The sequence below is a fragment of the Azospirillum halopraeferens DSM 3675 genome (assembly GCF_000429625.1).
GTDB classification, from domain to species: Bacteria; Pseudomonadota; Alphaproteobacteria; order Azospirillales; family Azospirillaceae; genus Azospirillum; species Azospirillum halopraeferens.
The window spans coordinates 1-26,609 of record NZ_AUCF01000036.1 but is presented as its reverse complement, the minus strand read 5'-3'; the positions used below and the strand labels follow the sequence as shown (position 1 = coordinate 26,609).

The window sequence follows — 26,609 nt, the reverse complement described above, 5'->3', positions numbered from 1 at the left end:
CTCCCCTAGGTTGCGAGGTTGCGCGCGATCGCGCGGACCAGGAAGAACGCGACGATGTTGGCCAGCACGATGGCGATGACCCCGCCGGCCGAGGCGCCGCCCACGTCGAACTCCAGCAGCGCGCGCATGTAGATGAGGAAGGCGAGGTTGGTGGTGGCCAGGCCGGGGCCGCCGGAGGTGGTCACCAGGATCTCGGCGAAGACGGTCAGCAGGAAGATGGTTTCGATCATCACCACCACGCCGATGGCGCGCCCGAGGTGGGGCAGGATGATGAAGACGAACATCGACACCGGTCCGGCGCCGTCCATGCGCGCCGCCTCCCGCTGCTCGTGGTCGAGCGACTGGATGGCGGTGAGCAGGATCAGCAGGGCGAAGGGCAGCCATTGCCACGCCACGATGATGATGACGGACGTCAGCGGGAACTCCGCGAACCAGTCCACCGGCGTGAAGCCCAGGCTGCGGCTGACGAAGGCCATGACCCCGTTGATCGGGTGCATCATCAGGTTCTTCCAGATCAGCGCGCTGACCGTGGGCATGACGAAGAAGGGAGCGATGACCAGCAGGCGGGCGATGCCGCGCCCGGGGAAGTCCTGATCGAACAGGACGGCCAGCAGCGTGCCGAGCCCCACCGTGATGACCAGCACCCAGCCCACCAGCAGCAGCGTGTTGGCCAGCGCCGTCCACAGCGCCGGGTCGGTCAGCAGGAACTCGTAGTTGCTCCACCCGGCGAAGCCGCCGAGCGCCGGGTTCAGCAGGTTGTAGCGGATGAACGAGAAGTGGAGCGTCATCGCCAGCGGCACGATCATCCACAGCAGCAGGACGATGACCGATGGCGCCAGGAACGGCAGCGTCGACAGCGAGCGGCGGGCCGGACGGCGCGCCGGGGCGTTCGCGGTCGGGGCGACGCCGAGAGCGGCGGAGGACGGCATGGGTAGCCTCCTTCTGGCGTGGAGCGGGCGGGCGACGAGCGGCGGGGAACCGGCGGCGGGCCCCCCCCCGGGGAGGAAGGGACGCCCGCCGCGACGGGGTGCCGGTCCGCCGCGCTCAGCGGTAGCCGGCCTGCCGCATGGTGCGTTCCGTCGCCGATTGGGCGCTCTTCAGGGCTTGCTCCACCGTGACCTGTCCGGTCAGAGCCGCCGCGATGGTCTGTCCGACCTGGGTTCCGATGGCCTGGAACTCGGGAATGCCGGCGTACTGGATGCCGATGTAGGGCTTGGGATCGCGCGTGGTCTTCACCGGATCGGCGGATTGGATGGCGGCCAGCACGAACTCGGCGAAGGGGGCGACGGCGGTGTACTCGGCGCGGGCGTAGGTGGAGGCGCGGGTGCCGGGCGGCACCGCCACCCAGCCTTCCTCCTCGGCCACCAGCCCGACATAGTCCGCCGACGTCGCCCAGGTGACGAACTGCCGCGCCGCGTCGGCCTTCTGCGAGGTGGACGGGATGCCGAGCGCCCACGACCACAGCCAGGCATTGCCCTTTTCCCAGGAGCCGACCGGGGCCTGCGCGAACGCGACCTTGTCGTGCACCCGCGACTGGCCGGGATTGTAGAGCATGCCGGCGGCCACCGTGGCGTCGATCCACATGGCGCACTGGCCATTGGCGAACAGCGCCAGATTCTCGTTGAAGCCGTTGCTGGACGCGCCCGGCGGGCCGTAGTTCCGCAGCAGGTCGATGTAGGTCCCGACCGCCCGGTGCCATTCCGGCGTGTCGATGGCGGGGTTCCACTCCATGTCGAACCAGCGGCCGCCGAAGGTGTTCACCATCGTGCTGACGAAGGCCATGTTCTCGCCCCAGCCGGGCTTGCCGCGCAGGCAGATGCCATACCGCTGGTTGGCGGGATCGTGCAGGGTCCGGGCAAATTCCGTCACCTGCTCGTAGGTCGGCTGGGCCGGCATGGTCAGGCCGGCGTCGTCGAACAGATCCTTCCGGTAGAAGGTCATCGAGCTTTCGCCGTAGAAGGGCAGGGCGTAGAGCCGGCCATCGTGCGACAGCCCTTCGCGGATCGGCGTCAGCACGTCCTCCACCGCGTACCCGGCCGGCAGATCGTCGAGGGGCGCCAGCCAGCCCTGCTTGGCCCAGATCGGCACTTCGTACGTGCCGATGGTCAGGATGTCGAACTGGCCGCCCCTGGTGGCGATGTCGGTGGTGACGCGCTGGCGCAGCACGTTCTCCTCCAGGACCACCCAGTTGAGCCTGATATCCGGGTGTTGGCGTTCGAAGTGCGACGACAGCCGCTGCATGACGATCATATCGCCGTTGTTGACGGTGGCGATGGTCAGGCGCGTCTCCGCCCGGGCAATTGCGGTGGAGGCGAGCAGGGCACCGGCGACCACGCCGGCGACGAACATCTTGGTCACGGTCCTTCCTCCCATGGGGCGCCGGGTCATTCGAGCATTTGCCCGGCCATCGAGCAAATGATGAACCCAACAATCCGCCTCGTCAACCCTGCGGAAGGGATGGCGGAGAGGGGTAGGACTTATGGGAGATCGTCGTTCCCGTTATCCGGATCGGGCGCGGGCCGGCGCTGCCCTGCCGCGCCGGCGCGGCAGGGCGGTTACAGCGGCGGGAATTGCGGCGCCAGGGGGGGTGGGCTGCGGTGGCCGAGGTCAGTCGGCAAGGATCGCCGCGGCGGTGGCTTCGTCGGTAATCAGGCCGCTGGCGAGGCGGCCGTGCAGGGCCGCGCGCAGGGCGGGCAGCTTGCCGGGGCCGGCGCCGACGATGATGATGGGGCGGTCGGCGGGAGGCGGGAGGCGGTGCGCCGTCAGGCGGGCGTTCGATCCGGTTGCGAGCAATCGCCCGCCATCGTCGAACGCCCAGCCCAGGATTTCGCCGACCGCCCCGGCGTCCATCAGCTCCGACAGTTCGGCGTCGGTAATGAACCCGTCGGCGTGCAGCGGCATGTTCCAGCCGATGCCGCCGATTCCGACGAACACCGCGCGCGCCTCGGCCACCAGTGCGCCGACCTTGGTGTAGGAGCGCTGGGCCTGCAGCATGCGCCGCTCCTCCTCGCTGTCGGCAACCACGGGCAGCGGCAGCGGATAGCATTGCGCGCCGACGCGGTCGGCCAGGCGCATCACAACCTCATAAGGGCTGGCGCGTCCGTCGCGGGTGAGATTGCCGACCAGCGAGATGATCTTGTGCTGCGGCCGCTCCATGGTCGGGACCTCGGCCACGGCCGCCAGCAGGGTGCGGCCGGTGCCGAGGGCCAGCGTGGCCGGTGCCTTCTGGGACAGGTACGCTTCGATCCGGTCGGCGGCGGCGATGGCAATTCCCGCGGCCGTGTCCGGGGCGTCGCGGTCGGTCGGCGTGACATCGCAGCAGAGCAGCCCGAAAGCGTCGGTCAGCCGATCGGCCAGTTCCGCGCAGGCGGCGACGGGATGGTCGAGGCGGAACTTGATCAGCCCTTCCGACAACGCCAGGGCAACCAGCCGTTGCGCGTTCTGGCGCGACACGTTGAGCACGGCGGCGATCTCGTCCTGGGTGCGGCGGCGGATGTAGTAGAGCCATGCGGCCCGCGCCGCCAGGTCGAGCCGGCGATCCGCCGTGTCGGAGGGAGGCTTGCCCAAGATTGTCACCGTGGAATTGTGACCGGGAACCGGGCCATTGTGCGCGTCGCGCGGCGTACGGGGCAAGCCGTGCGTTCTCCCTCTTTCCGTATGCACCGCGCACCACCACATACACGGCGGGTTACCGCGGACGGTGGGGGCGGGTATGGAGCGGCATCGGGGCGAGCGGCGGCGCAGAACGGCGGCGTCCGCTTTGCTGAGGCGTATCCGCGACGGGATGACCGGGAACGAGACCACGCTGGGTGACCTGCTGGTCCATCTCGGACCCCGCGCCCCGGGATTCCTGCTGCTGGCCCTGACCATCCCCGCGGTGGTGCCGACGCCGGGCTTTCCGTCCGGGCTGGTCTTCGGTGCGGCGCTGGTGCTGGTGGCGTTGCAGATGATGGCCGGGCGGGAGCAGGTGCATGCGCCCGGCTGGCTGACCCGCCGCCGCGTGCCGCCGGCGTTCACCATGGCCGTGCTGGACCGCGCGGCACCGCTGCTGGAGCGCATCGAACGGCGCACCGCACCGCGGTGGCGGAGATTGACCCGCCGGGCCATGGAACGTCCGTTGGGGCTGGTGGTGCTGGTGATGGGGCTGCTGATCACTCTGCCGATCCCGTTCGGCAATCTGCTGCCGGGATTGGCGGTGCTGGTCCTGGCTCTGGGGCTGGTGGTGCGCGACGGCGCGGCGGTGGTTGCCGGCATCGGGCTGTCCCTGGTGGCGGTCGTCGGCACCGCCGGTCTGGCCGCCGTCAGCGTGCGCATGGTCGGCGTTGCCATGGCGGGGTAGATCCCCGCGCCACGCCATCCCGCCGCCCATCCGTCCCCTGCGGCACACGCGAACCGATCGCCGGGCCGCGGCCCGGCGCCGGGTCAGGCGGCGCCGACGTTGCGATCCTCGTCCCGCTTCTTGGTGTTGCTGGGCTGGTAGGCGATCGCCGCGTGCTCCGCACAATAGGGCAGGCCCGGCAGCGACGGCTTGCCGCAGAAGTGGAAATCCTGGTGCTTGGGGTCGCCCACCGGCCATTTGCACATGCGCTCGGTCAGGCTGAGGATCGTGGCGCCCCTTGTGGGCTTCTTCTTGATGGGCGACGGGCGCCCCGACAGGCCAAGGCGGTGTGCCTTGCCGATCACGGCGTTGCGGGTGATGTCGCCGAGAAGGTCGGCAATCTCGCTGGCGCTGAGCCCCTTCGCCCACAGGTCCTTAAGCTGTTGAACCCGTTCGTCCGTCCAACTCATCCCCTGTCTCCACTGGTCCGGTTCCCTCGGCCCGGCCCGGCCCCCGTGCGCAGGCCGTTCGGCAGCCGCCCGTTTTCCATAAACCGCAACATTTTGTTGCTTGGTGTTGAGGAAGCTACCAGATGGACGTCTTCAGGGATAGAGGGGAGAGGCGAACTTTCTGTGCATAAGTCCCCGCGCAGGCGCGGTACGCCGCCGCAGCCACCCCGTTTTCGGCGTGCCTGTGCACGCTTCGCGTGCGACGACGCACCGAATCCGCGGCCTAACCCTTTGATTCTGCGCGAAGGGAGTACAACCGATCGGCCCGGCCGAACCGCCTATGATGCGGCGACCGGCCGCATGGCCTATGTGGCGGAAAAGCCAGGGGTGCCGTCAAAATCGCACAGGTTTTCGGTCTGGATGAAGTCCAGTCCGGCCTCGGCGGCGCGCGCCAGCAGGTCGACGATGGCGCGGTGGGAGACGGTCGCCCCCTCGGGGCGGGCGCGGAAGCGGCAGCGCCAGTGGTCGGTGCACAGGACCGAGGGGTTGGGCTCCGGCCACACCGACTGGCTGCGGTTGGAGATGCCGGTGAGGCGCAGCGCCTCGCCGCCCAGCGGCGCCACCAGTGCGGCCAGCTCCTCGGGCCGGTCGCCGCCCCAGTGCAGGAAGACGTCGACGCCGACCAGCGTCTTGACGGCCGGCACGCGGGGGGTGGCCCGCACGGCCCGTCCCGGGGCCACCCGGCCGCTGGCGTAGCCGACGGTGGGCAGGGTGCGCGGCAGGTCGCCCAGCCGTTCCACCACCGCGTCGGCGAAGGCGCGGGTTCCGACGCGGTAGCGGCTGAGCCCGCGGGCGAAGAGATCGGCGGTGTGCACCCCGTCCTCGATGGTCTTGAGCCAGGCGTTGTGCACCCGCGCCGCCGCTTCGCCCTGGCCGATGTGCACCAGCATCATCACCGCCGCCATGAGCAGGCCGGACGGGTTCGCCACGCCCTGCCCGGCGATGGCGGGGCCGGAGCCGTGCAGGGCCTCGAACAGGGCGCAGTGCTCGCCGACGTTGGCCGATCCGGCCAGCCCGACCGAGCCGGTGACCTGGGCGGCGATGTCGGAGACGATGTCGCCGTAGAGGTTGAGGGTGACGATGACGTCGAAGCGTTCGGGCTGGTCGGCCAGGCGCGCGGCACCGATGTCGACGATCAGGTGGTCGGCGCGGATCTCCGGATACTCGGCGGCGACCTCGCGGAAGATGCGCAGGAACAGCCCGTCCGTCAGCTTCATGATGTTGTCCTTGACGAACGCCGTCACCTTCTGGCGGTGGTTGGTGCGGGCGTACTCGAAGGCGTAGCGGACGATGCGTTCCGATCCCGGGCGCGAGATCAGCTTGACCGACTGGATGACGTCGTCGGTCTGCCGGTGCTCGATCCCGGCGTACAGATCCTCCTCGTTCTCGCGGACGATGACCACGTCCATGCGCGGGTGGCGCGTACGCACGTACGGATGATAGGACACGCAGGGACGGACGTTGGCGAACAGCCCCAGGCGCGTGCGCGCCGCCACGTTCAGGGACCGCTGCCCGGCCCCGTGGGGCGTGGTGACCGGCCCCTTCAGCAGCACGCCGGTGCGCCGCACCGATTCCCACCCCGCCGGCTCCAGCCCCGTGTCATGCCCCCGCCGGTATGCGGCGTCCCCGGCCGTCACGTGCTCCACGGCCAGACGCGCCCCGGCGCGTTCCAGCACCTCCAGAACCGCCTCCATGACCTCGGGCCCGATGCCGTCGCCGGCGGCGGCGGTGATGGGGGTGGGCGGCGGGCTGTGATCGGACGATGGCATGGCGGCGGCTCCCGGTCAGGGGCCGAGCCTAGATCGGATCGCGCGAAACCGGAATCATTTTGACGCGTGACCGCGCTCGGCGAACACGGTCCGGGGGGCTGTTCATGTCAGGAGGGATGGGCGTCGGCAGGCCGCCGGGCAAGCCCGCGCTCGACAGGGTGGGGCGGACGAGCCATATAATCGGTTCCCGTTCCGTACCGTATCCCCCGCCTCTTCTGCCGGAAGTGCTCCCTGCCATGGCTCATCCCGTCCTGTCCGCCATCCCGCAGCGTCCGCTGGCCAAGCTCGAAGCGGGGAGGGCGTTCGAGATCGTGTCGGATTTCCAGCCCGCCGGCGACCAGCCCCGCGCCATCGAGGAGCTGGTGGCCGGCATCACCGGCAACGAGCGCGACCAGGTGCTGCTGGGGGTTACCGGCTCCGGTAAGACCTTCACCATGGCGCACGTCATCCAGCGCGTGCAGAAACCCACGCTGGTCCTTGCCCCGAACAAGACGCTGGCGGCCCAGTTGTACGGGGAGATGAAGTCATTTTTTCCCAACAACGCCGTGGAATACTTCGTATCCTACTACGATTACTACCAGCCCGAAGCCTACGTGCCGCGCACCGACACCTATATCGAGAAGGAGTCGTCGATCAACGAGCAGATCGACCGCATGCGCCACTCGGCGACGCGGGCGCTGCTGGAACGGGACGATGTGGTGATCGTGGCGTCGGTGTCGTGCATCTACGGCATCGGCTCGGTCGAGACCTATTCGGAAATGACGGTCGACCTGCGCAAGGGACAGGTGATCCGCCAGCCCGACCTGCTGCGGGCGCTGACCGAGCTGCAGTACAAGCGCAACGACGCCGCCTTCGGCCGCGGCATCTTCCGGGTGCGCGGCGACACCATCGAGCTGTTTCCCGCCCACATGGAGGACCGCGCCTGGCGCCTGTCCCTGTTCGGCGACGAGATCGAGGGCATCCACGAGATCGACCCCCTGACCGGCGAGAAGCTGGCGGGGCTGGAGGCCGTGCGCGTCTACCCCAACAGCCACTACGTGACACCCAAGCCGACGCTGAACCAGGCGATCGAGCAGATCAAGCGCGAGCTGAAGGTGCGCCTGGACGAGTTCGCCCGCGACGGCAAATTCCTGGAGGCGCAGCGGCTGGAGCAGCGCACCACCTTCGACATCGAGATGATGGCGGCCACCGGCGCCTGCGCCGGCATCGAGAACTACAGCCGCTACCTCACCGGCCGCGCCCCGGGCGAACCGCCGCCGACCCTGTTCGAGTACCTGCCGCCCGACAGCCTGCTGATCGTCGACGAGAGCCATGTGATGGTGCCGCAGATCGGCGGCATGTACCGCGGCGACTTCATGCGCAAGTCGACCCTGTCGGAGTACGGGTTCCGCCTGCCGTCCTGCGCCGACAACCGGCCGCTGAAGTTCGAGGAATGGGAGGCGATGCGGCCGCAGACGGTGTTCGTCTCCGCCACCCCCGGCAACTGGGAGATGGAGCGCACCGGTGGCGTCTTCGTGGAGCAGGTGGTGCGCCCCACCGGCCTGATCGACCCGGAGGTGATCGTCCGCCCCACCGAGACCCAGGTCGACGACCTGATCGCCGAGTGCAAGGAGGTCACGGCCAGGGGGCACCGCGTGCTGGTCACCACCCTGACCAAGAAGATGGCCGAGGCGCTGACCGAGTACATGCACGAGGCGGGCCTGCGCGTGCGCTACATCCACTCCGACGTGGAGACGCTGGAGCGCATCGAGATCATCCGCGACCTGCGGCTCGGCGCCTTCGACGTGCTGATCGGCATCAACCTGCTGCGCGAGGGGCTGGACATCCCGGAGTGCGCCCTGGTCGCCATCCTGGATGCCGACAAGGAAGGGTATCTGCGCTCGAAGACCTCGCTGATCCAGACCATCGGCCGCGCCGCCCGCAACGTCGAGGGCCGCGCCATCCTCTACGCCGACACCGTCACGGCCAGCATGCAGTACGCCATCGACGAGACGGCGCGCCGCCGCGAGAAGCAGGAGGCGTATAACGCCGAGCACGGCATCACGCCGGAGTCCGTGCGCAAGAAGATCGGCGACATCCTGGAGAGCGTCTACGAGCGCGGCGACCACGTCACGGTGGACACCGGCGCCGGCAACCTGGTGGGCCACAACCTCAAGACCGTCCTGGCCGATCTGGAAAAGCGCATGCGCACCGCCGCCGCCGACCTGGAGTTCGAGGAGGCCGCCCGCCTGCGCGACGAGATCCGCCGCCTGGAGAACCTGGATCTGGGCATCGAGGGGCAGGGCAGCATCGGCATCTCCACCAACCGCCTGGGCCGCGGTGTGCCCGAGAGCCGGGACAACCCCAAGCGCAAGTCGGGCAAGCCGTCGGGGCGGCGGCGCAAGGGGCCTTGACGCCCGCTGCGCGGAGGTGCGCGGGGTTCCGGATGCGACGATTCGAAGAAGGCGTCAAAGACCCCTCCTTGCCCTCGGCGGAGGAGGACGAGATTGGCGGTGGGATGGAACCCGTCCGGTGTCATGGCAGGGAAAATGGCAGGCGGACGACTACGCCATCTCCGACACGCGCCAGATTTCGTCGATCAGCACTTCGCCCAGCGTGCCGGGCTGCGCTCCAGCAACCCCCGTCGCCGCCTCAGCTCAGTAGAGATGTTCCGCTATTGCGTCCTGCGCATCCGATTCGTGCGCGTATTACTTCCAGGTCCGACGTTATCACCTCCTGTGGCAATGCGGTGTGCCGTCTGAAGCCTCTTCCACTAGCGTCCCGGCACCAGTTAGCAAAGTCAGCCATGACAGAGGCGCACATGTGCTATACTCCCCCCTAGCTGCGGCCCAAGCTACCTAGAACCTGGACCGTGTGAAGGAAATTTGGGAGCTCTAGCCTTGGCGGGCATGATTTGAGATGCCGGTAGGTTTCGCCTGTTGAAGTGGGAGCATACCTAAAAGGTAAGAATGGGATTGAGTGGGATTATGGACAAGAAAACTGCTGCCATTGAACTGGATGTAATTTACGGTGAGTACAGAGACCATACGGTCGTACATGACTTTGTTAGCGCTGTCAGGGGTGCCAAGTTTGCAGGCACATTGTATATCGGATACCCCGTTCTATCTATAGATGATGGTAGGGTTGAGTATGATGCTGTTTTGGTGTCACCCGATCACGGGGTGGTGATATTTGATCTTTACTCATACCAGGGCGAGGGGGTTAGCTCTCCTGATGCCTCTGCTATTCCGGATCAAGTATCGTCAAAGCAAGAACAGCTATATGCTGCTCTATACAACAAACTAAATTCATTTAAAGATCTGCGCCGAGGTAGAAACCTTCTTGTTGAATTGTTAACTGTCACTATCTTCCCACTAACCGATACTGTAGTTGAGGAGGACGGGGCATGGCTCCTTTCTTTGGAGTGCCTTGACAAGCTGCCTCTTTTGGACGCTGATGAAAAACTTGACGAGAGTGCCGTCCGACATCTGAATGCAGCAATTCAAAGAATTTCAAATTTGAGGCCGGCTAAGAAAAGAGAAAATGTGACACGCCCGGACTCAAAGGGGGCAATAATAAAGAAGATTGAGGCACAGATCGCAAATCTTGATTTGTGGCAAAAGCGCGGATCTATTGAGTATGTGAATGGGCCTCAGCGAATTCGTGGGCTCGCTGGTTCGGGAAAGACGGTTGTCCTTGCTCTAAAAGTTGCTTACTTGCATGTAAAAAGACCAGATTGGAAGATTGTTGTTACATTTAACACTCGGTCTCTCTATCAACAGTTTGAGGCATTGATAAGAAGGTTTGTTTTCGCGCAGGTGAATGATGAGCCAGACTGGGAAAAAATTCTCGTAATGCATGCCTGGGGCAATTGGGAGCGCCCCGGCGTATACTCTACAGCGGTTTCGATGTCAGGTAGTCCCTTTAGAGACTTTGGAACGGCTGCAAGGATGTTCGGGTATAACTTGGCCTTTGATGGCGCGTGCAAAGAGGCTTTGAGCGCAATCGGAAACGGAACATTGGATTTATATGATATGATTCTTATCGATGAAGCACAAGACTTGCCGACATCATTCTTTCGACTTGTATACAAAATGGCTCGATATCCAAAGCGCATTGTATGGGCATATGATGATTTGCAGAACTTAGGCGAGTATCAGATGCCATCAGAGGTGGAATTGTTCGGAATGGATAAAAATGGGAAAGCTCTTGTCACTCTCAAGAATAAAGTCGATGAGCCTCAGGAGGATATAGTTCTTCCTCGATGCTATAGAAATCCTCCATGGACTCTTGTGACAGCGCACGGACTTGGATTTGGTATATATAGATCGAAAATGGTGCAAATGTTCCCTGACCCAATAATATGGCGTCGCCTCGGTTATCGTGAGATAGCAGGGAGTCTTTCGTTCGATAGTGACGTTACAGTGGAGCGGGATCCGCAAAGTGTACCAGAATTTTTCGATCGATTGTTGGCCCCGCAGGACTCACTACAGTTGCGTGTTTTCAGGGATCGGGAACAGCAGTTTTCCTGGATTGCGAAAACAATTAGCCAGCTTCTAGAAGAGGAAGAGCTTCAGCATTCAGATTTTTTGATTGTGCTGCCCGACGTTATGACCAGTAAATCAACCGGTGCGCTGGTGCTGAAATCGCTTCTGGCGGCGAATTTGCGGGGTCACATTGCCGGAGTTACATCGTCGAAAGATGAATTGTTCCGGGAAAAATCGATTGCAGTCACCCATATATTCCGCGCCAAGGGCAATGAGGCTCCTGTAGTATTTGTAGTTGATGCTGATTTTTGCGAAGGGCCGGAAATTAAAAAGAGAAGGAATGTTCTTTTTACCGCCATTACGCGATCTAGGGCTTGGACCTATGTCTGTGGTGTTGGCAGTGGTATGGAGAAGCTCAGAGATGAGATGACGCGTATTCGTGAAGCTCGATTTAGGCTAGAATTCCATTACCCCTCTAAAAATCAACTTAGGACTTTATCAGTGTCCTCCGACGGCGGAGAGGGTGGAAGCGTGGGTGCCAAGGATGACGAGGAGGTCCGCGCTCTAATCAGGAAAGTCAGAATGAGAGGATTCGATCAGTTGCCTTCAGATGTTCAGCAGGAACTAATTAACCTGTTTGGGCAGGACCCCGATGAATCCGCGTAGCCTTTGTGGTAAGCTAAATGAGTTTTTTATCAATGGCTTTGGCGAAGGAGTGTTCCGAGATATTCAACATCATTCGCTTTCTGGCAGTGCGGGCGCGCTTGCCCTTGGACCCTCCGTTGGAATCGGGATGTATCCTTCTGACGGAATCTCGATTGACGAGTATCTTGATATTCTCGAAGCACGGCGTTTTTCCGCTCTGCTCTATGACTATGCTCTTGTTTCCGTTGAGTGTATATTTTCTGGAAAGGATTTGATAAAACATCGATATATCTATTTTCCATGCCCTGTCGCTCAGTACATGATGCATCAATGTCCAGAAAGCATGCCCACTGCTGACTGGGTGCGAGAGGCTGTTATGGGACAAGGTGTGAAAATAGCACGCAGCCTTGGCTTCTTTAGATTTGATTATGCACCGAAACAAAAAGGAGAAATGCATCCAGCTTCTCATTTTACGTTTATGTCATCTGGTTGCCGAATACCGGTACAATCGCCAATGGGGCCGGCGGATTTCTTTAACTTCGTTTTTGATAACTTTCACCCAAAATATTCGGGATTTTGGCGCCAATACGCCTCTTTTCTTGGTTGCGCTGGCGTCCAACACAGCATCGAGAGAGATGAAATGATCAGGCAACACATTAGTTGGGTGGACGATCTTTAGATCGTAGCGAATAAATACCCTTTTATAAATGGAGAGATATCTTTACTAGAAAAATTTAGCATCCCCCCAATTTGCAAGGGTATCTGAAACATTCAAATTTATATCATCCTGCATGATGGTGTCCTCTTGGCTCGCAGCAAGGATACTCCCCCGCGTCGCGGGGGAGTAAGAAACGTTCAGCACTTCAGCGCCGCCGCGTGGTGGCGCAGGTGGTCGTCGATGAAGGATGCGATGAAGTAGTAGCTGTGGTCGTAGCCCGGCTGCATGCGCAGGATCAGCGGGTGTCCCGCCGCCTCGGCCGCCCGGCGCAGGGCGTCGGGCCGGAGCTGCGTGTCGAGGAACGAGTCCCCGTCGCCCTGGTCCACCAGCAGGGGCAGGCGCTCCGTCGCGTCCCCGATCAGCGCGCAGGCATCCCACTTCGCCCACGCCGCGCGGTCCGGTCCCAGATAGCGGCCCAGCGCCTTCTCGCCCCACGGCACCTGCGAGGGGTTGACGATGGGCGCGAAGGCGGAGACGGCGCGGTATCGGCCGGGGTTGCGCAACGCGCACACCAGGGCGCCGTGACCGCCCATGGAGTGGCCGGCGACGCTGCGCCGGTCGGTGACGGGCAGGGTGCGCTCCACCAGCCCCGGCAGCTCCCGCACCACGTAGTCGTGCATGCGGTAGTGCTTCGCCCACGGCTCCTGCGTGGCGTTCACGTAGAAGCCGGCGCCGTGGCCGAAGTCCCACGCGCCGTCGGGATCGCCGGGCACGTCGGGGCCGCGGGGGCTGGTGTCGGGGGCGATGATGGCGATGCCCAGCTCCGCCGCCAGCTTCTGGGCGCCGGCCTTCTGCATGAAGTTCTCGTCCGTGCAGGTCAGGCCCGACAGCCAGTAGAGGGCCGGCACGGGGCCGGCCTCCGCTTGCGGGGGCAGGTAGGCGGCGAACACCATGTCGCAGCCCAGCACCGTGGAGCGGTGCCGGAAGCGCTTGTGCCAGCCGCCGAAGCTCCTGTTGGCGGCGACGGCGGTGAGTTCGTCGGTCACCTCGGTCTCCCGGCTCACTGGTTGTAGAGGATGACGGAGCGGATGCTCTTGCCCTCGTGCATCAGGTCGAAGGCGTCGTTGATGCGGTCCAGCCCCATGGTGTGGGTGATGAAGGTGTCCAGCTCGAACTCGCCCTTCATGTAGCGCTCCACGTAGTCCGGCAGCTCCGAGCGGCCCTTGACGCCGCCGAAGGCGGAGCCGCGCCAGACCCGGCCGGTGACGAGCTGGAAGGGCCGGGTGCTGATCTCCTCGCCGGCCCCGGCGACGCCGATGATCACCGACTCGCCCCAGCCCTTGTGGCAGCACTCCAGAGCGGCGCGCATGACCTTGACGTTGCCGATGCACTCGAACGAGTAGTCGACGCCGCCGTCGGTCATCTCCACCAACACCTCCTGGATCGGCCGGTCGTAATCCCCGGGGTTCACCAGGTCGGTGGCGCCGAGCTGGCGGGCGATCTCGAACTTCGACGGGTTGATGTCGATGCCGATGATGCGCGACGCTTTGGCCATCGCCGCGCCGATGATCGCCGACAGACCGATGCCGCCCAGGCCGAAGATGGCCACCGTCGAGCCCGGCTCCACCTTCGCGGTGTTCATCACGGCGCCGATGCCGGTGGTGACGCCGCAGCCCAGCAGACAGACCTTTTCCAGCGGCGCCGCCTTGTTGATCTTTGCCACCGCGATCTCCGGCAGCACCGTGTATTCGGAGAAGGTCGAGGTGCCCATGTAGTGGAAGATCGGCTGGCCCCCGACGGAAAAACGCGTCGTGCCGTCGGGCATCAGGCCCTTGCCCTGGGTGGCGCGGATCGCCTGGCACAGGTTGGTCTTGCCGGACCGGCAGAACTTGCAGGTGCCGCATTCGGGCGTGTAGAGCGGGATGACGTGATCGCCCACCGCGACCGAGGTGACGCCCGGCCCCACCTCGACCACCACGCCCGCCCCCTCGTGGCCGAGGATGCAGGGGAACACGCCCTCGGAATCGGCCCCCGACAGGGTGTAGGCGTCGGTGTGGCACACGCCGGTCGCCACCAGCTTCACCATCACTTCGCCCTGCCGGGGCGCCGCAACCTGGACCTCTTCGATCTCCAGCGGGCGCTTCGCCTCCCGGGCAACGGCGGCTCGCGATGTGATCATACCCAACTCTCCCGTTCATCCAATGGCCGGCAGGCAACGAAGTCAGCCGCGCCGGCGCGTCGTCAAGCCACCCCCGGCGGGATGGCGCCATGCGCCGATGGTACGGTGGGCGCCGGAGCCATGCACCTTATACTTTGGACCGGTTCGATCCATGCACCCCACACATGAGAGGCAGGAATGGCCGACGCGAGGACGCTTTTCGACACCGTCACCACGGGGGCCCTGACGCTGCCCAACCGCATCGTCATGGCACCGCTGACGCGCAGCCGCGCCGACAACCCCGACCACGCCCCCACGGCCATGCACGCGGAATACTACGCCCAGCGGGCGAGCGCCGGCCTGATCATCGCCGAGGCGACGCAGATCTCGCCGCAGGGCCAGGGCTACGCCTTCACGCCGGGCATCCACAGCGAGGCGCAGGTGGCCGGCTGGCGCGCCGTGACCGACGCAGTGCACGCCGCGGGCGGGCGGATCGTCCTGCAGCTCTGGCACGTCGGGCGCATCTCCCACCCCTCGCTCCAGCCCGGCGGCGGGTTGCCGGTGGCGCCCTCGGCGGTGCGGCCGGCCATGAAGGCGTTCACCCCCGACGGATTCGTGGAGATCCCGACGCCGCGGGCGCTGGACATCGGCGAGATCCCCGGCATCGTCGAGGACTACCGCCGCGCCGCCGCCAACGCGCTGGCCGCCGGCTTCGACGGGGTGGAGGTGCACGCCGCCAACGGCTACCTGATCGACCAGTTCCTGCGCGACGGCACCAACACGCGCACCGACGCCTACGGCGGCAGCGTGGACAACCGCGCGCGCTTCCTGTTCGAGGTGCTGGACGCCGTGGTGGCGGAGGCCGGGGCGGGGCGCACCGGCATCCGCCTGTCGCCCCTCAGCCCGAGCAACGACGCGCACGAGAGCGACCCGGTCGGCACCTTCAGCCCGGTGATCGAGCGCCTGAACGACTACGGACTCGCCTACCTGCACATGATCGAGGGGCAGACGCGCGCGCCGCACCCCGGGTTCGGCGGCGACCTCGCGGCCCTGCGCCGGCTCTACCGCGGCACCTACATGGCGAACAACAGCTACGACCGCGCCCTCGCGATCCGGGCGGTGGAGAGCGGCCACGCCGACCTGATCGCCTTCGGCCGTCCCTTCATCGCCAACCCCGACCTGGTGGAGCGCCTGCGCCGCGACGCGCCCCTGGCCGAACCCGATCAGGCCACCTTCTACGGCGGCGGCGCCCGGGGCTACACCGACTATCCGGCCCTGGCCGGGTAGGACCGGGTCAGGCGGCGTCGCGCGCCTGCATCAGCCGCCCGCGCTCGGTCACCAGCACGGTGGCCAGCGCCAGCAGGCCGCAGGCGACGATGCCCATGGTCAGCGGCCGGATGGAATCGTCGAACGCCTGGCCGATCAGCCAGCCCAGGATGGCGCCCGCGGCGGTGGAGTAGAAGCCGATGAAGGAGGAGGCCATGCCCGCCACATGGCCCAGAGGCTCCATGGCCAGGGCGTTGAAATTGGGGGCGATCAGGCCGAAGGCGAAGAAGATGGCGGCCAGGAAGGCGCAGAACAGGGCCAGCGACGGCTGCGGCGGGAACCCCGCCAGCACGGGGACGGCGCACACCGCCACATAGCCCAGCAGCGCCGCGTGGGACACCCGGCGCATGCCCAGCCGCCCGACCAGCCGGGCGTTGGTCAGCGAGGCCAGCGCCATGGCCCCGGCGATGGCGCCGAAGACCAGGGGGAACAGCTCCCCCAGCCCGTAGACGTCGACGAACACCTGCTGGGCGCTGCCGATGTAGGCGAGCAGGCTGCCGAACAGGAACCCCATGGCCACCGTGTAGCCGACGCTGCGCCGCGTCGTCACCACCTTGGTGAAGGCATTGGAGAGTGCGGCCACGGACAGCGGCATGCGGTCGCCGGGGGGCCGTGTCTCCGGCAGCCGCAGGGCCGACCACGCAAACGCCGCGGCTCCGGACAGGAACAGCACGCCGAAAATCCACGGCCAGGGACCCAGGCGCAGGATTCCCTCGCCCATCGCCGGGGCCAGCACCGGCACGATGATGAAGATCATCATGACGAAGGACATCACCCGGGCCATGTCGCGCCCGGCGAAGCGGTCGCGCACGATGGCGATGGCCACCACCCGCGGCGCCGCGGCGCCCAGCCCCTGGACGACGCGGGCCGCCAGCATCCAGCCGAAGTCGGGCGCCACCGCGGCGGCCAGCGCGGCCAGCGCGAACACCACCAGGCCGAAGGCCAGCACCGGCTTGCGCCCGAACCGGTCGGACAGCGGCCCGTGCACCGGCTGTCCCGCGGCGAAGCCCAGCATATAGGCGGTGACCACGAGCTGCCGGTCGTTGGGTGAGACGACGGCGTAGCTGGCCGCGATGTCCGGCAGGGCCACCAGCATGATGTCGATGGACAGCGCGGTCAGCGCCATGAGAAGGGCGATGAGGGCGACGAACTCCGCAAAGCGGATGTCCTTCGCCCGCGCGGGCGGGTCGGAAGCGTAGGGCATGGCGGCGACTGTGCTGCAACCCTTTTGCATCCGCAACATGAACAGCCCTGCGCCGGGTGCGGTTCGGGATTGCGGCTGATCCGCGGGAACCGCCGCCGCCGCATGCCTGATGCGTGGGCATACGGTCTTTCCGTGGGGCGGAGCGCACGCTAGGGTGGCGCGCTCGCCCGTCATCCGCGGATTCCCCCCTATGCCCGATTCCTCCGTTCCGCCGCATCCACCCGCGGCGGACCGCCCGCTTCCGGCCGGTGACCTGCTGATCGACGCCGAGGACACCGCCGGCCCCGCGCCGCGCCCGGCACACCCGCTGCTGGTGGCGGCGGGGCTGGTGCTGGTGGCGCTGAACCTGCGCCCGGCCCTGAGCAGCGTCTCCCCGGTGCTGGCGGAGCTGGTGCGCGACACCGGCGTCTCCGCCACCGCGGCCAGCGTGCTGACCACCGTGCCGGTGCTGTGCCTGGGCGTTTTCGGCCTGCTGGCGCCGCGGCTGGCGCAGCGTCGGGGGGCGGAGCGGGTCGTGCTCGCCGCCGTGGCGGTGCTGGCGGCGGGGCTGGCCCTGCGCCTGGTGCCGTGGTACGCGGCGCAACTCGCCGCCTCCGTCATTGCCGGGGCGGGGATCGGCGTTGCCGGGGCCCTGCTGCCGGGCATCGTCAAGCGCGACTTCGCCGACCGGCCGGCGCTGATGACCGGCGTCTACACCATGGCGCTGTGCGCCGGCGCCGCCATCGCCGCCGGGGCCACGGTGCCCCTGGCGGGGGGGCCGGACGGCTGGCCGGTGGCGCTGGCCTTCTGGGCGTTGCCGGCGGCGGTGGCGGCGCTGGTCTGGCTGCCGCTGCTGCCGCGCCGGACCCCCGGGGCGGCACCGCCGCCGCGGCAGCCGGTGCGCGGCCTGTGGCGCGACCCGCTGGCCTGGCAGGTGACGCTGTTCATGGGGCTGCAGTCGTCGCTGGCCTACATCGTGCTGGGCTGGCTGGCGGTCATCCTGCGCGACCGCGGGTTGGGGGCGACGGCCGCCGGGCTGGTGGTGTCCGTTTCGGTCCTGGTCCAGGTCGCCGCGGCCCTGATCGGGCCGGTGCTGGCGGCCCGCCGCCGCAGCCAGGGCGGGGCGGCGGCCATCGCCCTGGTCCTGACGGTGGCAGGGATGCTGGGCTGCCTGTTCGCGCCGGTCGGCACGGTGTGGCTGTGGGCGGTGCTGCTGGGCCTGGGGCAGGGCGCCAGCTTCGCCATCGCGCTGACGCTGATCGTCCTGCGCGCCGGCGATTCCCACGTCGCGGCCCATCTGTCGGGCATGGCGCAGAGTGTCGGCTACACCCTGGCCGCCGCCGGACCGTTCGCCGTGGGGCTGCTGCACGACCGGACCGGCTCGTGGGCCGCGACCGGCGTGCTGACGGTGGTGGTGGGGGCCGCCGCCATCGCCGCGGGCTTCGGCGCCGGCCGCGACCGGGTGGTGCTGTCCGGCGTGCGCTGACACCCGAGGGGAGCGGACGGCGGACGATTGACCGCGCGTCCCTTCCCGACGTGGCTGTACGCCTACCGGCCCGTCGTGTCGTGCCCCGCCGCCGGGTAGCCGGGCTGCGGCCGCCGCGGCCGGAAGCGGAAGGCGGTGCGCCCGTTGGTGCGGTCGCCGAGGAAGTGGCGGCGCAGGGCGAGGGTGGCGGCGATGCGCGCGCCCCAGCCCAGCAGCGGCGGCAGCAGCGGCCACATCAGGCCGCCGGCGGTGGCGTTCAGCAAGGGGGCAGCGGCGGTCAGCGCGGCGGCGGCATCGCCGGCGGCCAGGGCGCGCAGGGCGGCGACCGCGGCGCCGGCGCTGTCGGGCAGCCGATCCCCGGTCAGGGCGAGCAGGGCGACCTCCGCCGCCACCACCGCACCGGCCAGCCCGGTGCCCAGATGGCGCAGCGCCAGGGCGAGGGCATCGAGGCGCCGCCGCACCTCGGCGAAATGCAGGGCGGCCAGGCGGGCCGCATCGTCCGGCGAGGCGGCGGCCAGCCAGCGCCGGTCGACGCACACGGTGGTGTCGCCGGTGACGCGCACCAGGGTCAGCAACGCCGGCGGCCCGGCCGCAGCCCCCTCCGGCGGGGTGGCGACGCGCAGGCCACCCTGGCCGCTCATCTCCCGGATGTCCCGCAGCGCGGGCAGGTGCCGGCCGAGGGGCGGGATCACGACCGGGTCAGGACCTTCCTGAAGGCGCCCAGCGCGCCTTCCGCCACCTCCTGCACGATGTCCAGCAGGTGGCGCCAGGTGCCGACCGAAACCTTGATGCCCAGTTCGTGCAGTGCCATCAGGGTGGGCGCGCCGGGGTCGCGCAGGTGCGCCTCGCGGATGCGGGTGACCACGTCGCCGTCGAGCTGGATGACGGTCTGCATCACCACGTCCTCGACCCCCACCTCCCAGATCTTGCGCACGGTGAGGTAGTCGGCGCCCGGCAGGTCGGCGGCGAAGCGAGCGCCGCCGTCGGTCTCGCCCACCAGCGCCGCCCGGTTCAGCGGCGTGCCCGTGCCCGCCAGCGCCGGCGTGCGGTCGAACACGGCCTTGATCGCGTCGCAGTTGTTGCAGATGCGCGAAGCCATCACCAGGGAACTGCTGTCCAGCGGCGGCAGCCGGCGGCCGCCCGCCACCATGGCCGCCTTGGCGGCCCGGCGCAGCCGGTCGAACGTGTCCCTGCTTACGGTCAGCGCGTCGGGATCGACGCAGCGGTCCGCCGCTGTCAGCCACGGGGAGACGTCCACCGTCCGGGCATCACCCGCGGCGGCCGTGAAGAACCGGTCGACGTTCACCCCCATGCCTTCCAGCGCCTGCGTGTACTCGCCGGCGACGTCGAGCAGGGCATGAGGGACCGAGGGCATGGGCTCCGCCGTCATGTTGTCCTTCAGGATGGTGTTCACTTCCAGGGTCAGCAGGTTGCGCTTGAGATCCCGGATGAACCCGTCGATGCCGTCGGCCACGGCGTCCGCCCCCGCCGGCCGGTCAGTCCGCCGGCGTGACGGTGATGGGCTTTTCCGCCCGCGCCGAAGGGGCCGGCAGCTCGTTGCCCTTCAGCGAGCCGATCAGCCCCAGCAGCGCGCCCACGGTGTCGCGCACCGACTGGTTGGCGGCGGTCACTGCGGCGTAGTGCCTTTCCACCAGGTCCTTGTAGGTGTCGTTCAGCAGCTCCCGGCTGACCACGGTCGTGACGTCGCCGGCCACCAGGTTGGTGTTGGTGATGATGGTCGTGGCGGTGGCGGGGACGGTGACCTGCATGTCCTCGATCCGGCCGGTCATGGTGACGTCGCCGATGATGGTGGCGACGCGCAGGTTGACGGCGCTGGTCAGCAGGTCGCTCAGCATCTGCACCGGGCTCAGCTTGGCCGGAGCCGCCGGGACGGCGGTCTGTTGGGTGTCACTCATGTCCATGTTTCCTTCAGGATCGAGGCGCTGCGGACCCGCCGCCGGCCATGGGCAAGCGGCCGGTTCCGCCGGGCGGCGGCGCATCCGCAGGCCATCGACATGCGGCCGGCATGGCAACCGATCCCGGTCCGGGGATGCCCGCTTCATCGCCCGGGCTTCCGATCGTCGGTCCCGATCATGCGAATTCAATATTCGCCCGCCGAAATGCAAAATGTCGAGGCGCGGCCGATGATATATATCGGCGGCACATTGGTCAAATCCATTCTTCACTCGTCGCGAATACAGGACTATTAATATGAATGTATGCGCGGCGGGTCCTTGCGGGATTCGCCGTTCAGCGCAGGGGCGGCGCGTAGAGCAACCCGCCGTCGGTCCACAGGGCGTTCTGGCCGCGCTCCAGTCGGAAGGGGGAATCGTCACCGAGGTTGCGGCGGAAGATCTCGGCTTAGTTGCCGACACCGGCGATCACCCGCTGCGCCCACCGGGGGTCCAGCCCCAATGCGGTGCCGAAGCCGGGGTCGCCGCCGGCCAGACGGCGGATCTCCGGATCGGGGCTGTCGGCGAGCGCGGCGATGCCGGCGGAATCGACCCCCCGCGCCTCCGCCACCAGGGTGGCCAGCACCACCCAGCGCACCAGGGCGTACCACTGCGGATCACCGGCCGCGACGGCGGGGCCCAGGGGTTCGCGCGAGTTCACGTCGGGCAGGACGATCCATTGGCCCGGCCCCGGCGCCATGGTGGCGGCGCGCACCGCCAGTTCGCTGCGGTCCCCGGTGACGAGATCGCAGCGCCGCTGGGCGAAGGCGGTGAACTTCTCTTCCGAACTGCCGGTGGCCAGCGGCTGCAGCGCCACGCCGTCGCGGCGGATCACCTCCTCCAGCCCGGCCGCCGAGGTGGTGCCCGCCTGCACGCAGACACGGCGCGGCCCGGCGTCGGCCAACCGGCGCACGCCGGTGTCGGCCCACGCCATGAGGCCCTGGCCGTCGTAGAACAACACCACCGGGAAGGCGGTGCCGAGCGCGGTATCGCGGGTGAAGGTCCAGGTGGTCATGCCGAACGCCACGTCAATCTCGCCGGCGACCAGCGCGGTGAACTTGTTGGCGGTGTTGACCCGATGGACGGCGATGGCGTCGGGCGTGCCCAGCGCGGCGGCGGCGATGGCGCGACAGAAGTCGACCTCGAAGCCCCGGGCGCGGCCTGTGGTGTCCATGGCGCTGAATCCCGGCGTCAGGTCGACGCCGCAGTTCACCTCGCCGCGCTCCCGCACCCGCTCCAGCACCGGGCCGGCGCCGGCGGCCGGCCCCGCGGCCTGCCAGGCCAGCATTGCGGCCACACCCAGGCGCCCGAGCCATCCGGAAACGCGCGTCATGGTGACCGGCTCCATCTTTAGTCCTTCCGGTTCCCATTCAGACCATGCGATCCTGCCCCGATCAAGGCGTAAGACAACACCGGCGCGGATCTGAATGAAACTCCTTGGCAGATCGTCCGGAAATCATTCGTCTACAGACGGTGACGGGTCGATCTCCTTCGGCATACGGTCGCGATTCCTCGTGAGCGCAGGCGCTTTGGCAGCACTCTCGGCCGTCGTCGGAGGCGGGACTCTGTGGCAGCTTCGCGTCATCGAGCGCGAATCGCGGGTGATCGAGCGGGTGCATCTGCCCCGCGTCGCCGTCGCCCAGCGGATCATCGAAGACGCCGGTGCCGTGGCCAATTATGGCTCCCAGTTCGCCAGGGCGCCGACCCGGGGCGAGCGGGCCACCCTGGAGGAGCGCATCGAAGGGCGCATCCGGGCCATGGAGGAAGGGCTGGACACGCTGCGCGGCAGCGGCGAGGAGCCGGCCGTGCTGCATGCCCTGCGTGATGCGCTGGACGAGGTGGCCGCCGGCACCGCGACCCTGCGCGCCCTGACCGAGGCGCACGCCGACGCCACCCGGCGGTTGGACCGGCGGCTGGCGGATCTGCGCCGCGCTGCCATGGACCCCGCCGGCCCGCCGCCGGACGGGGCGGCAACGCTGCGGGCGCTCGCCGCCACAGCCCCGTCGCGCCTGCTGCTGGACCGTCTGGCCGCGGCGCTGGAGGCGCAGGCGGCGGAATCGGGCCGTGATCCCGCCGCCGACGAATTGATCGCCGCGCGGCGCGACCAGCTCGACCCGGGGGTGCGAATCGCCAACCTCGACCGCGCCCGCTGGGAATCGTCGGCGCGGCTCGGTGCGCTTGCCGCCGGCTATGCGGCTGCGGCGCGCGCCGGCCATGACCGGCAGAGCGCGCACGTTTCGGAGCTGATCGACCGGCTGATGGCCGGGCTGGTGGCGTCGCTGGCGGCGGCGGTGCTGCTGATCGCGGCGTTGTCGCGCTGGTTCGCCCGGACGGTGATCGTGCCCATCGAGCGGCTGGCCGCGGCCACCCGGCGAATCGCCGCCGGCGATCTGGCGGTCGGCGTGCCCCATCCCCCGGCGGTCACCGAGGTCTGCGAACTGGCCGCCGCGCTGGCGGCGTTCCGCGATGGCACGCGTGAACTGCGCGACCAGCGCGACGCCCTGGCGTGGCGGACGGTCGCCCTCGACGCGGCGGCGGAGGCGGTGATCATCACCGACCCCCGCGGCATCATCGAATACGTGAACCCCGCCTTCACCACCCTGACCGGCTATGCCGCCGACGAGGCGATCGGCCGCTCCACGTCCTTTCTCGGCAGCGGCCGGCAGGATGCCGCCTTCTACGGCGACCTGTGGAGAACCATCAGCCGCGGCGAGACCTGGCGCGGCGAGATGGTGAACCGGCGGCGCGACGGCACGCTCTTCACCCAGGCGACCACCATCGCGCCGGTGATGGGGGCGGACGGCACACCGGTGCGCTACGTCGCCGTGGAACGCGACGTCAGCGACACCAAACGCCTGCAGGAGGAGCTGCGCCGCCTGGCGGTCACCGACCCGCTGACCGGCCTCCACAACCGCCGCCATCTCATGGAGATCGGCGCCGCCGAGGCCGACCGGGCGCGGCGCTACGGGCAGCCCCTGTCGCTGCTGATCATCGACCTCGATCACTTCAAGACGATCAACGACCGCTACGGCCACGCCTTCGGCGACCGCGCCCTGCGCACCGTCGCCGAAGCCTGCCGCGCCCTGGTGCGCGGTGTCGACGTGGTGGCTCGCCTGGGCGGTGAGGAGTTCGTGGTGGTGCTGCCGCAGACCGACGCGGCCGGTGCCGCCGACCTGGCGGAACGGCTGCGCCGCGCCATCGAGGGCGTGGCCCTGCCGGTCGGGGACGGCGGGGCGGTGAGGCTGACCGCCAGCATCGGCGTGGCCGCTCTGGCCGGGGTCGCCGGCGGCTTCGAGGATCTTCTGCTGGCGGCGGACCGTGCGCTCTACCGGGCGAAAGGGGAGGGGCGGAACCGCGTGTGCCCGGCGGAGCCGGCGTACGGATCGGCGTGACGGGCGGATCGGCGGACCGGCCGGTCCGTCAGGCGGCGTCGGTCACCACCAGGCGCAGGGTGGTGACGGGGCCGAAGACCTCCTCGACCTCGCCGTTCAGGATGGCGCCGATGCGGTCTTCGCATCGCACGGCCGACCCGCAGACGGAACAGGACGACGTCATGGCGCAGCGGGGCTGACGAATCTCCCGAATGCGCGCGATCAACCGCGGCTTGTGCCGCTCGGCGATGATGTCCGATGCCTGGATGCACGCCACGGCGTCGTCGATCATCTGGTCGTCAAAGTGTTTCGGCATGCGCATCCCGCAGGTCATCACCCCCTGGTGTCCCCTTTTTTACGGCAGGATGGCCTCGGGAATCCATGGTGAAACGCGCGGTGTCGAGAGTAAATTGTAACAAATTGAGTCATCGGCAGTCCCGGGAACAATGCTGAGTTCGGTTCTGCCGATGCTTATTTGCGAATGTTACTTTATTCGTGTGCCTTCCATTTCCGCCGATGCCCAGCCGGCGGGGCGGACCTGCGGTGCCGGCGGCCGGCGGAAGGCGAACCACACCATGCCGCCGACGAACAGCGCCCCGCCGACCCAGTTGCCGAGCGTCACCAGGGCCAGGCGCAGGGCGAAATTGGCCAGCGTCACCGTCGAGTCCGGGTCGGGGCCGGCGGTGCCCAGGGCTGCCCAGAACGATTCCGGCGCCCCCCACTCGATCAGGGCCCCCAGCGGGATGAAGTACATGTTGGCGATGGAGTGCTCGAAGCCCGCCGCGGCGAAGGCGGTGACGGGCAGGGCCATGGCCACGACCTTGTCGGTCACGCTGCGCGCCCCCAGCGTCATCCACACCGCCAGGCAGACCAGCACGTTGCACAGGATGCCCAGGAAGAAGGCGTTGACCGGTGGCAGCGCCGTCTTGGAATGGGCGATGTAGAGTGCGGTGCGCCCCACCTCGGCGTGGCCGAAGCCGTACTGGCCGGACAGGAAAACCAGCAGCGCCGTGCCGGCGGCGCCGATGAAGTTGCCGACCCACACCAGGCACCAGACCCGCACCATTTCGGACACCCGCAGCCGGTGGCTGGCCCAGGCCATGACCATCAGCGCGTCGCCGGTGAAGAGCTGCGCACCTCCCACCATCACCAGCACCAGCCCCAGGGAGAAGGTGAGGCCGCCCAGCAGGCGCGTGACGCCGTAGGGCAGGGCGTCGCCGCCGGACATGGCGACCGTGGAGAACAGCGCCCCCAGCGCGATGTAGGCGCCGGCCAGCACGGCCAGGGCCAGCAGGCCGGCGGTGTCGCGGTGCGCCTTCTTCAGCGCCATGTCCTCCGCCTTCAGCGCGACGGCTTCCGGGGAAAGCGGATCCGGTGACGAATCGGGGGTCTGCGGGTCCATCGGGTGGGGTCCTCGGAAGGGAACGCCGGTGCCGTAAGGGACTGATCCTTACGGCACGGTCAGGCCGGCCGTGCGGAAGATGTCGCGCACGCGGGCCGTCAGGTCGGGGGAGGGCGGTTCGGTGTTGGCAAGCGTGTAGCGCTGGCCCAGCGCCCGCCACTTGTGCTCGCCCAGCTTGTGGAAGGGCAGCACGTCGACGCGGGACACCACGCCGAGCCCGGCCGCGAACTCGGCCAGCCCGGCGATTTCGTCGGGATCGTCGGTGATGCCGGGGACCAGCACGTAGCGCAGCCAGACGGGCTTGTTCAGGAGCGACAGCCGCTCGGCGAACTCCAGCGTCGGGCGCAGCGGCGCGCCGGTCAGGGCGCGGTAGGTCGATTCCCGGAACGCCTTGATGTCGAGCAGCACCAGGTCCACGTCGGCCAGCAGATGGTCGTCGGCGTGAGCGCCGAGAAACCCCGAGGTGTCCAGCGCGGTGTGCAGGCCCATGGCCTTGCACCCGCGCAGGATGGTGGCGGCGAACTCCGGCTGCACCAGCGGCTCGCCGCCGCTCAGCGTCACCCCGCCGCGGCCGTGGCGCAGGAAGCCGGCGGTGGCGGCGATGTCGTCCAGCACCTCGCCCGCCGTCGTGCGGGTGCCGTCGTGCATGTGCCAGGTGTCCGGGTTGTGGCAGTAGCGGCACCGCAACGGGCAGCCGGCCATGAACAGGACGTACCGTATGCCGGGGCCGTCGACGGTGCCGCCGGTTTCCACCGAGTGGATCCAGCCGGACACCGGCACCGCCCGGACGGACGTCCCCGAAGGGACGGCCGCGCCGGAACGGACCCGTGGGTCAATGCTTGTCATGGAAGGTCCTGGAGATGACGTCGAGCTGCTGCTCGCGCGTCAGCTTGATGAAGTTGACCGCGTAGCCGGAGACCCGGATGGTGAGCTGGGGGTACAGCTCGGGGTGGTCCATGGCGTGCAGCAGCGTGTCACGGTCGAAGACGTTGACGTTGATGTGGTGGCCGCCCTGGGCGAAGTAGCCGTCCAGCAGGCCCACCAGGTTGTCCACCCGCTCGCCCTCGGTCGGGCCCAGCGCGCCGGGCACGATGGTGAAGGTGTAGGAGATGCCGTCCTGGGCGTCCCGGTAGGGCAGCTTGGCGACGCTGGCCATGGAGGCCACCGCCCCCTTCACGTCGCGCCCGTGCATCGGGTTGGCCCCCGGCGCGAAGGGCTGGCCGGCCTTGCGGCCGTCGGGCGTGTTGCCGGTCTTCTTGCCGTACACCACGTTCGACGTGATGGTCAGCACCGACTGGGTCGGCACCGCGTTGCGGTAGGCCTTCTGCTTGCGCAGGGCGGCCATGAAGGTCTCCACGATCCACAC

23 protein-coding genes are annotated in these 26,609 nt (G+C 67.8%); 7 read left to right on the top strand and 16 right to left on the bottom strand.

Annotated features, from left to right (window positions below):
• Positions 1-5: 5 nt before the first annotated feature.
• The 3 genes from G472_RS0122575 to G472_RS0122565 form a co-directional block, all read right to left on the bottom strand.
• Positions 6-929 (bottom strand): carbohydrate ABC transporter permease, encoded by a 924-nt coding sequence (locus G472_RS0122575; protein ID WP_029010186.1) that lies wholly within the window; start codon positions 927-929, stop codon positions 6-8.
• A gap of 115 nt (positions 930-1,044) precedes the next feature.
• Positions 1,045-2,349 (bottom strand): ABC transporter substrate-binding protein, encoded by a 1,305-nt coding sequence (locus G472_RS0122570; RefSeq protein ID WP_051341162.1) that lies wholly within the window; start codon positions 2,347-2,349, stop codon positions 1,045-1,047.
• A 258-nt stretch (positions 2,350-2,607) separates the two neighbouring features.
• Positions 2,608-3,567, bottom strand: coding sequence for a sugar-binding transcriptional regulator (locus G472_RS0122565; protein WP_029010184.1), 960 nt, complete (start codon positions 3,565-3,567; stop codon positions 2,608-2,610).
• A gap of 145 nt (positions 3,568-3,712) precedes the next feature.
• Between G472_RS0122565 and G472_RS0122560 the strand changes: the two genes are divergently transcribed.
• The gene (locus G472_RS0122560; RefSeq protein WP_029010183.1) at positions 3,713-4,339 is read left to right on the top strand and encodes an exopolysaccharide biosynthesis protein; all 627 of its coding nucleotides are present in this window, start codon (positions 3,713-3,715) and stop codon (positions 4,337-4,339) included.
• 83 nt (positions 4,340-4,422) lie between these two features.
• On the opposite strand, the gene G472_RS0122555 is transcribed toward G472_RS0122560, so the two are convergent.
• The gene (locus G472_RS0122555) at positions 4,423-4,788 is read right to left on the bottom strand and encodes a GcrA family cell cycle regulator (protein WP_029010182.1); all 366 of its coding nucleotides are present in this window, start codon (positions 4,786-4,788) and stop codon (positions 4,423-4,425) included.
• 344 nt (positions 4,789-5,132) lie between these two features.
• On the bottom strand, positions 5,133-6,596 hold the full coding sequence (locus G472_RS0122550; RefSeq protein ID WP_029010181.1) for an NADP-dependent isocitrate dehydrogenase: 1,464 nt from the start codon (positions 6,594-6,596) through the stop codon (positions 5,133-5,135).
• 236 nt (positions 6,597-6,832) lie between these two features.
• Between G472_RS0122550 and uvrB the strand changes: the two genes are divergently transcribed.
• The 3 genes from uvrB to G472_RS38335 all read left to right on the top strand — a co-directional run bounded on the left by uvrB (position 6,833) and on the right by G472_RS38335 (position 12,386).
• Positions 6,833-8,989 (top strand): excinuclease ABC subunit UvrB, encoded by a 2,157-nt coding sequence (gene uvrB, locus G472_RS0122545; RefSeq protein ID WP_029010180.1) that lies wholly within the window; start codon positions 6,833-6,835, stop codon positions 8,987-8,989.
• Between the two features lie 573 nt (positions 8,990-9,562).
• The gene (locus tag G472_RS38340) at positions 9,563-11,728 is read left to right on the top strand and encodes a DEAD/DEAH box helicase (protein WP_169732847.1); all 2,166 of its coding nucleotides are present in this window, start codon (positions 9,563-9,565) and stop codon (positions 11,726-11,728) included.
• The gene (locus G472_RS38335; protein ID WP_084536852.1) at positions 11,715-12,386 is read left to right on the top strand and encodes a DUF2290 domain-containing protein; all 672 of its coding nucleotides are present in this window, start codon (positions 11,715-11,717) and stop codon (positions 12,384-12,386) included. Before G472_RS38340 ends, G472_RS38335 begins: the two co-directional genes overlap by 14 nt.
• Positions 12,387-12,562: 176 nt before the next feature.
• Here G472_RS38335 and fghA read toward each other — a convergent pair whose 3' ends face one another.
• Positions 12,563-13,411, bottom strand: a complete 849-nt coding sequence (gene fghA / locus G472_RS0122540) for an S-formylglutathione hydrolase (RefSeq protein ID WP_029010179.1) — start codon at positions 13,409-13,411, stop codon at positions 12,563-12,565.
• Positions 13,412-13,425: 14 nt separating this feature from the next.
• Positions 13,426-14,541 carry an S-(hydroxymethyl)glutathione dehydrogenase/class III alcohol dehydrogenase gene (locus tag G472_RS0122535; protein WP_211100239.1) on the bottom strand — a complete coding sequence of 372 codons (1,116 nt, stop codon included), beginning with the start codon at positions 14,539-14,541 and terminating at the stop codon, positions 13,426-13,428.
• Between the two features lie 180 nt (positions 14,542-14,721).
• Between G472_RS0122535 and G472_RS0122530 the strand changes: the two genes are divergently transcribed.
• Positions 14,722-15,810 (top strand): alkene reductase, encoded by a 1,089-nt coding sequence (locus tag G472_RS0122530; protein ID WP_029010177.1) that lies wholly within the window; start codon positions 14,722-14,724, stop codon positions 15,808-15,810.
• A gap of 7 nt (positions 15,811-15,817) precedes the next feature.
• Here G472_RS0122530 and G472_RS0122525 read toward each other — a convergent pair whose 3' ends face one another.
• Positions 15,818-17,053, bottom strand: a complete 1,236-nt coding sequence (locus G472_RS0122525; RefSeq protein ID WP_029010176.1) for a multidrug effflux MFS transporter — start codon at positions 17,051-17,053, stop codon at positions 15,818-15,820.
• 190 nt (positions 17,054-17,243) lie between these two features.
• On the opposite strand from G472_RS0122525, the gene G472_RS0122520 reads away from it, so the two are divergent.
• Positions 17,244-18,518, top strand: a complete 1,275-nt coding sequence (locus G472_RS0122520; protein WP_029010175.1) for a CynX/NimT family MFS transporter — start codon at positions 17,244-17,246, stop codon at positions 18,516-18,518.
• Between the two features lie 62 nt (positions 18,519-18,580).
• Here the strand turns inward: G472_RS0122520 and G472_RS0122515 are convergent, their stop codons facing one another.
• The 4 genes from G472_RS0122515 to G472_RS35045 all read right to left on the bottom strand — a co-directional run bounded on the left by G472_RS0122515 (position 18,581) and on the right by G472_RS35045 (position 21,803).
• A complete protein-coding gene (locus tag G472_RS0122515) occupies positions 18,581-19,210 on the bottom strand; it encodes a hypothetical protein (RefSeq protein WP_029010174.1) in 630 nt (209 codons plus the stop codon).
• Positions 19,207-19,992, bottom strand: coding sequence for a hypothetical protein (locus G472_RS0122510; protein ID WP_029010173.1), 786 nt, complete (start codon positions 19,990-19,992; stop codon positions 19,207-19,209). The genes G472_RS0122515 and G472_RS0122510 overlap by 4 nt, the downstream gene beginning before the upstream one ends.
• A 22-nt stretch (positions 19,993-20,014) precedes the next feature.
• Positions 20,015-20,434 (bottom strand): hypothetical protein, encoded by a 420-nt coding sequence (locus tag G472_RS0122505; protein ID WP_029010172.1) that lies wholly within the window; start codon positions 20,432-20,434, stop codon positions 20,015-20,017.
• A gap of 445 nt (positions 20,435-20,879) precedes the next feature.
• Positions 20,880-21,803 (bottom strand): amino acid ABC transporter substrate-binding protein, encoded by a 924-nt coding sequence (locus tag G472_RS35045; protein ID WP_169732846.1) that lies wholly within the window; start codon positions 21,801-21,803, stop codon positions 20,880-20,882.
• Positions 21,804-21,999: 196 nt separating this feature from the next.
• Here G472_RS35045 and G472_RS37530 point away from each other — a divergent pair, with 196 nt between their 5' ends.
• The gene (locus G472_RS37530) at positions 22,000-23,862 is read left to right on the top strand and encodes a GGDEF domain-containing protein (RefSeq protein ID WP_156927224.1); all 1,863 of its coding nucleotides are present in this window, start codon (positions 22,000-22,002) and stop codon (positions 23,860-23,862) included.
• Positions 23,863-23,890: 28 nt separating this feature from the next.
• Here G472_RS37530 and G472_RS0122490 read toward each other — a convergent pair whose 3' ends face one another.
• From G472_RS0122490 to G472_RS37525, 4 genes are all read right to left on the bottom strand, one after another.
• Positions 23,891-24,157: a hypothetical protein gene (locus tag G472_RS0122490; protein ID WP_156927223.1), complete on the bottom strand. Its 267-nt coding sequence runs from the start codon at positions 24,155-24,157 to the stop codon at positions 23,891-23,893.
• A 168-nt stretch (positions 24,158-24,325) separates the two neighbouring features.
• On the bottom strand, positions 24,326-25,243 hold the full coding sequence (locus G472_RS35035; protein ID WP_084536851.1) for a formate/nitrite transporter family protein: 918 nt from the start codon (positions 25,241-25,243) through the stop codon (positions 24,326-24,328).
• A gap of 48 nt (positions 25,244-25,291) precedes the next feature.
• Positions 25,292-26,017 carry a pyruvate formate-lyase-activating protein gene (gene pflA, locus G472_RS0122480; RefSeq protein ID WP_245593559.1) on the bottom strand — a complete coding sequence of 242 codons (726 nt, stop codon included), beginning with the start codon at positions 26,015-26,017 and terminating at the stop codon, positions 25,292-25,294.
• A 58-nt stretch (positions 26,018-26,075) separates the two neighbouring features.
• Positions 26,076-26,609: glycine radical domain-containing protein (locus tag G472_RS37525; RefSeq protein ID WP_156927222.1), on the bottom strand; the 534-nt coding region annotated here is incomplete at its 5' end.

What these genes read in the sequence shown, in the direction of transcription:
- G472_RS0122575 (WP_029010186.1), bottom strand. Translation starts at nt 929, where the DNA reads ATGCCGTCCTCCGCCGCTCTCGGCGTCGCCCCGACCGCGAACGCCCCG.
- G472_RS0122570 (WP_051341162.1), bottom strand. Translation starts at nt 2,349, where the DNA reads ATGTTCGTCGCCGGCGTGGTCGCCGGTGCCCTGCTCGCCTCCACCGCA.
- G472_RS0122560 (WP_029010183.1), top strand. Translation starts at nt 3,713, where the DNA reads ATGGAGCGGCATCGGGGCGAGCGGCGGCGCAGAACGGCGGCGTCCGCT.
- G472_RS0122555 (WP_029010182.1), bottom strand. Translation starts at nt 4,788, where the DNA reads ATGAGTTGGACGGACGAACGGGTTCAACAGCTTAAGGACCTGTGGGCG.
- G472_RS0122550 (WP_029010181.1), bottom strand. Translation starts at nt 6,596, where the DNA reads ATGCCATCGTCCGATCACAGCCCGCCGCCCACCCCCATCACCGCCGCC.
- uvrB (WP_029010180.1), top strand. Translation starts at nt 6,833, where the DNA reads ATGGCTCATCCCGTCCTGTCCGCCATCCCGCAGCGTCCGCTGGCCAAG.
- G472_RS38340 (WP_169732847.1), top strand. Translation starts at nt 9,563, where the DNA reads ATGGACAAGAAAACTGCTGCCATTGAACTGGATGTAATTTACGGTGAG.
- G472_RS38335 (WP_084536852.1), top strand. Translation starts at nt 11,715, where the DNA reads ATGAATCCGCGTAGCCTTTGTGGTAAGCTAAATGAGTTTTTTATCAAT.
- G472_RS0122530 (WP_029010177.1), top strand. Translation starts at nt 14,722, where the DNA reads ATGGCCGACGCGAGGACGCTTTTCGACACCGTCACCACGGGGGCCCTG.
- G472_RS0122525 (WP_029010176.1), bottom strand. Translation starts at nt 17,053, where the DNA reads ATGCCCTACGCTTCCGACCCGCCCGCGCGGGCGAAGGACATCCGCTTT.
- G472_RS0122520 (WP_029010175.1), top strand. Translation starts at nt 17,244, where the DNA reads ATGCCCGATTCCTCCGTTCCGCCGCATCCACCCGCGGCGGACCGCCCG.
- G472_RS0122505 (WP_029010172.1), bottom strand. Translation starts at nt 20,434, where the DNA reads ATGAGTGACACCCAACAGACCGCCGTCCCGGCGGCTCCGGCCAAGCTG.
- G472_RS35045 (WP_169732846.1), bottom strand. Translation starts at nt 21,803, where the DNA reads ATGACGCGCGTTTCCGGATGGCTCGGGCGCCTGGGTGTGGCCGCAATG.
- G472_RS0122490 (WP_156927223.1), bottom strand. Translation starts at nt 24,157, where the DNA reads ATGCCGAAACACTTTGACGACCAGATGATCGACGACGCCGTGGCGTGC.
- G472_RS35035 (WP_084536851.1), bottom strand. Translation starts at nt 25,243, where the DNA reads ATGGACCCGCAGACCCCCGATTCGTCACCGGATCCGCTTTCCCCGGAA.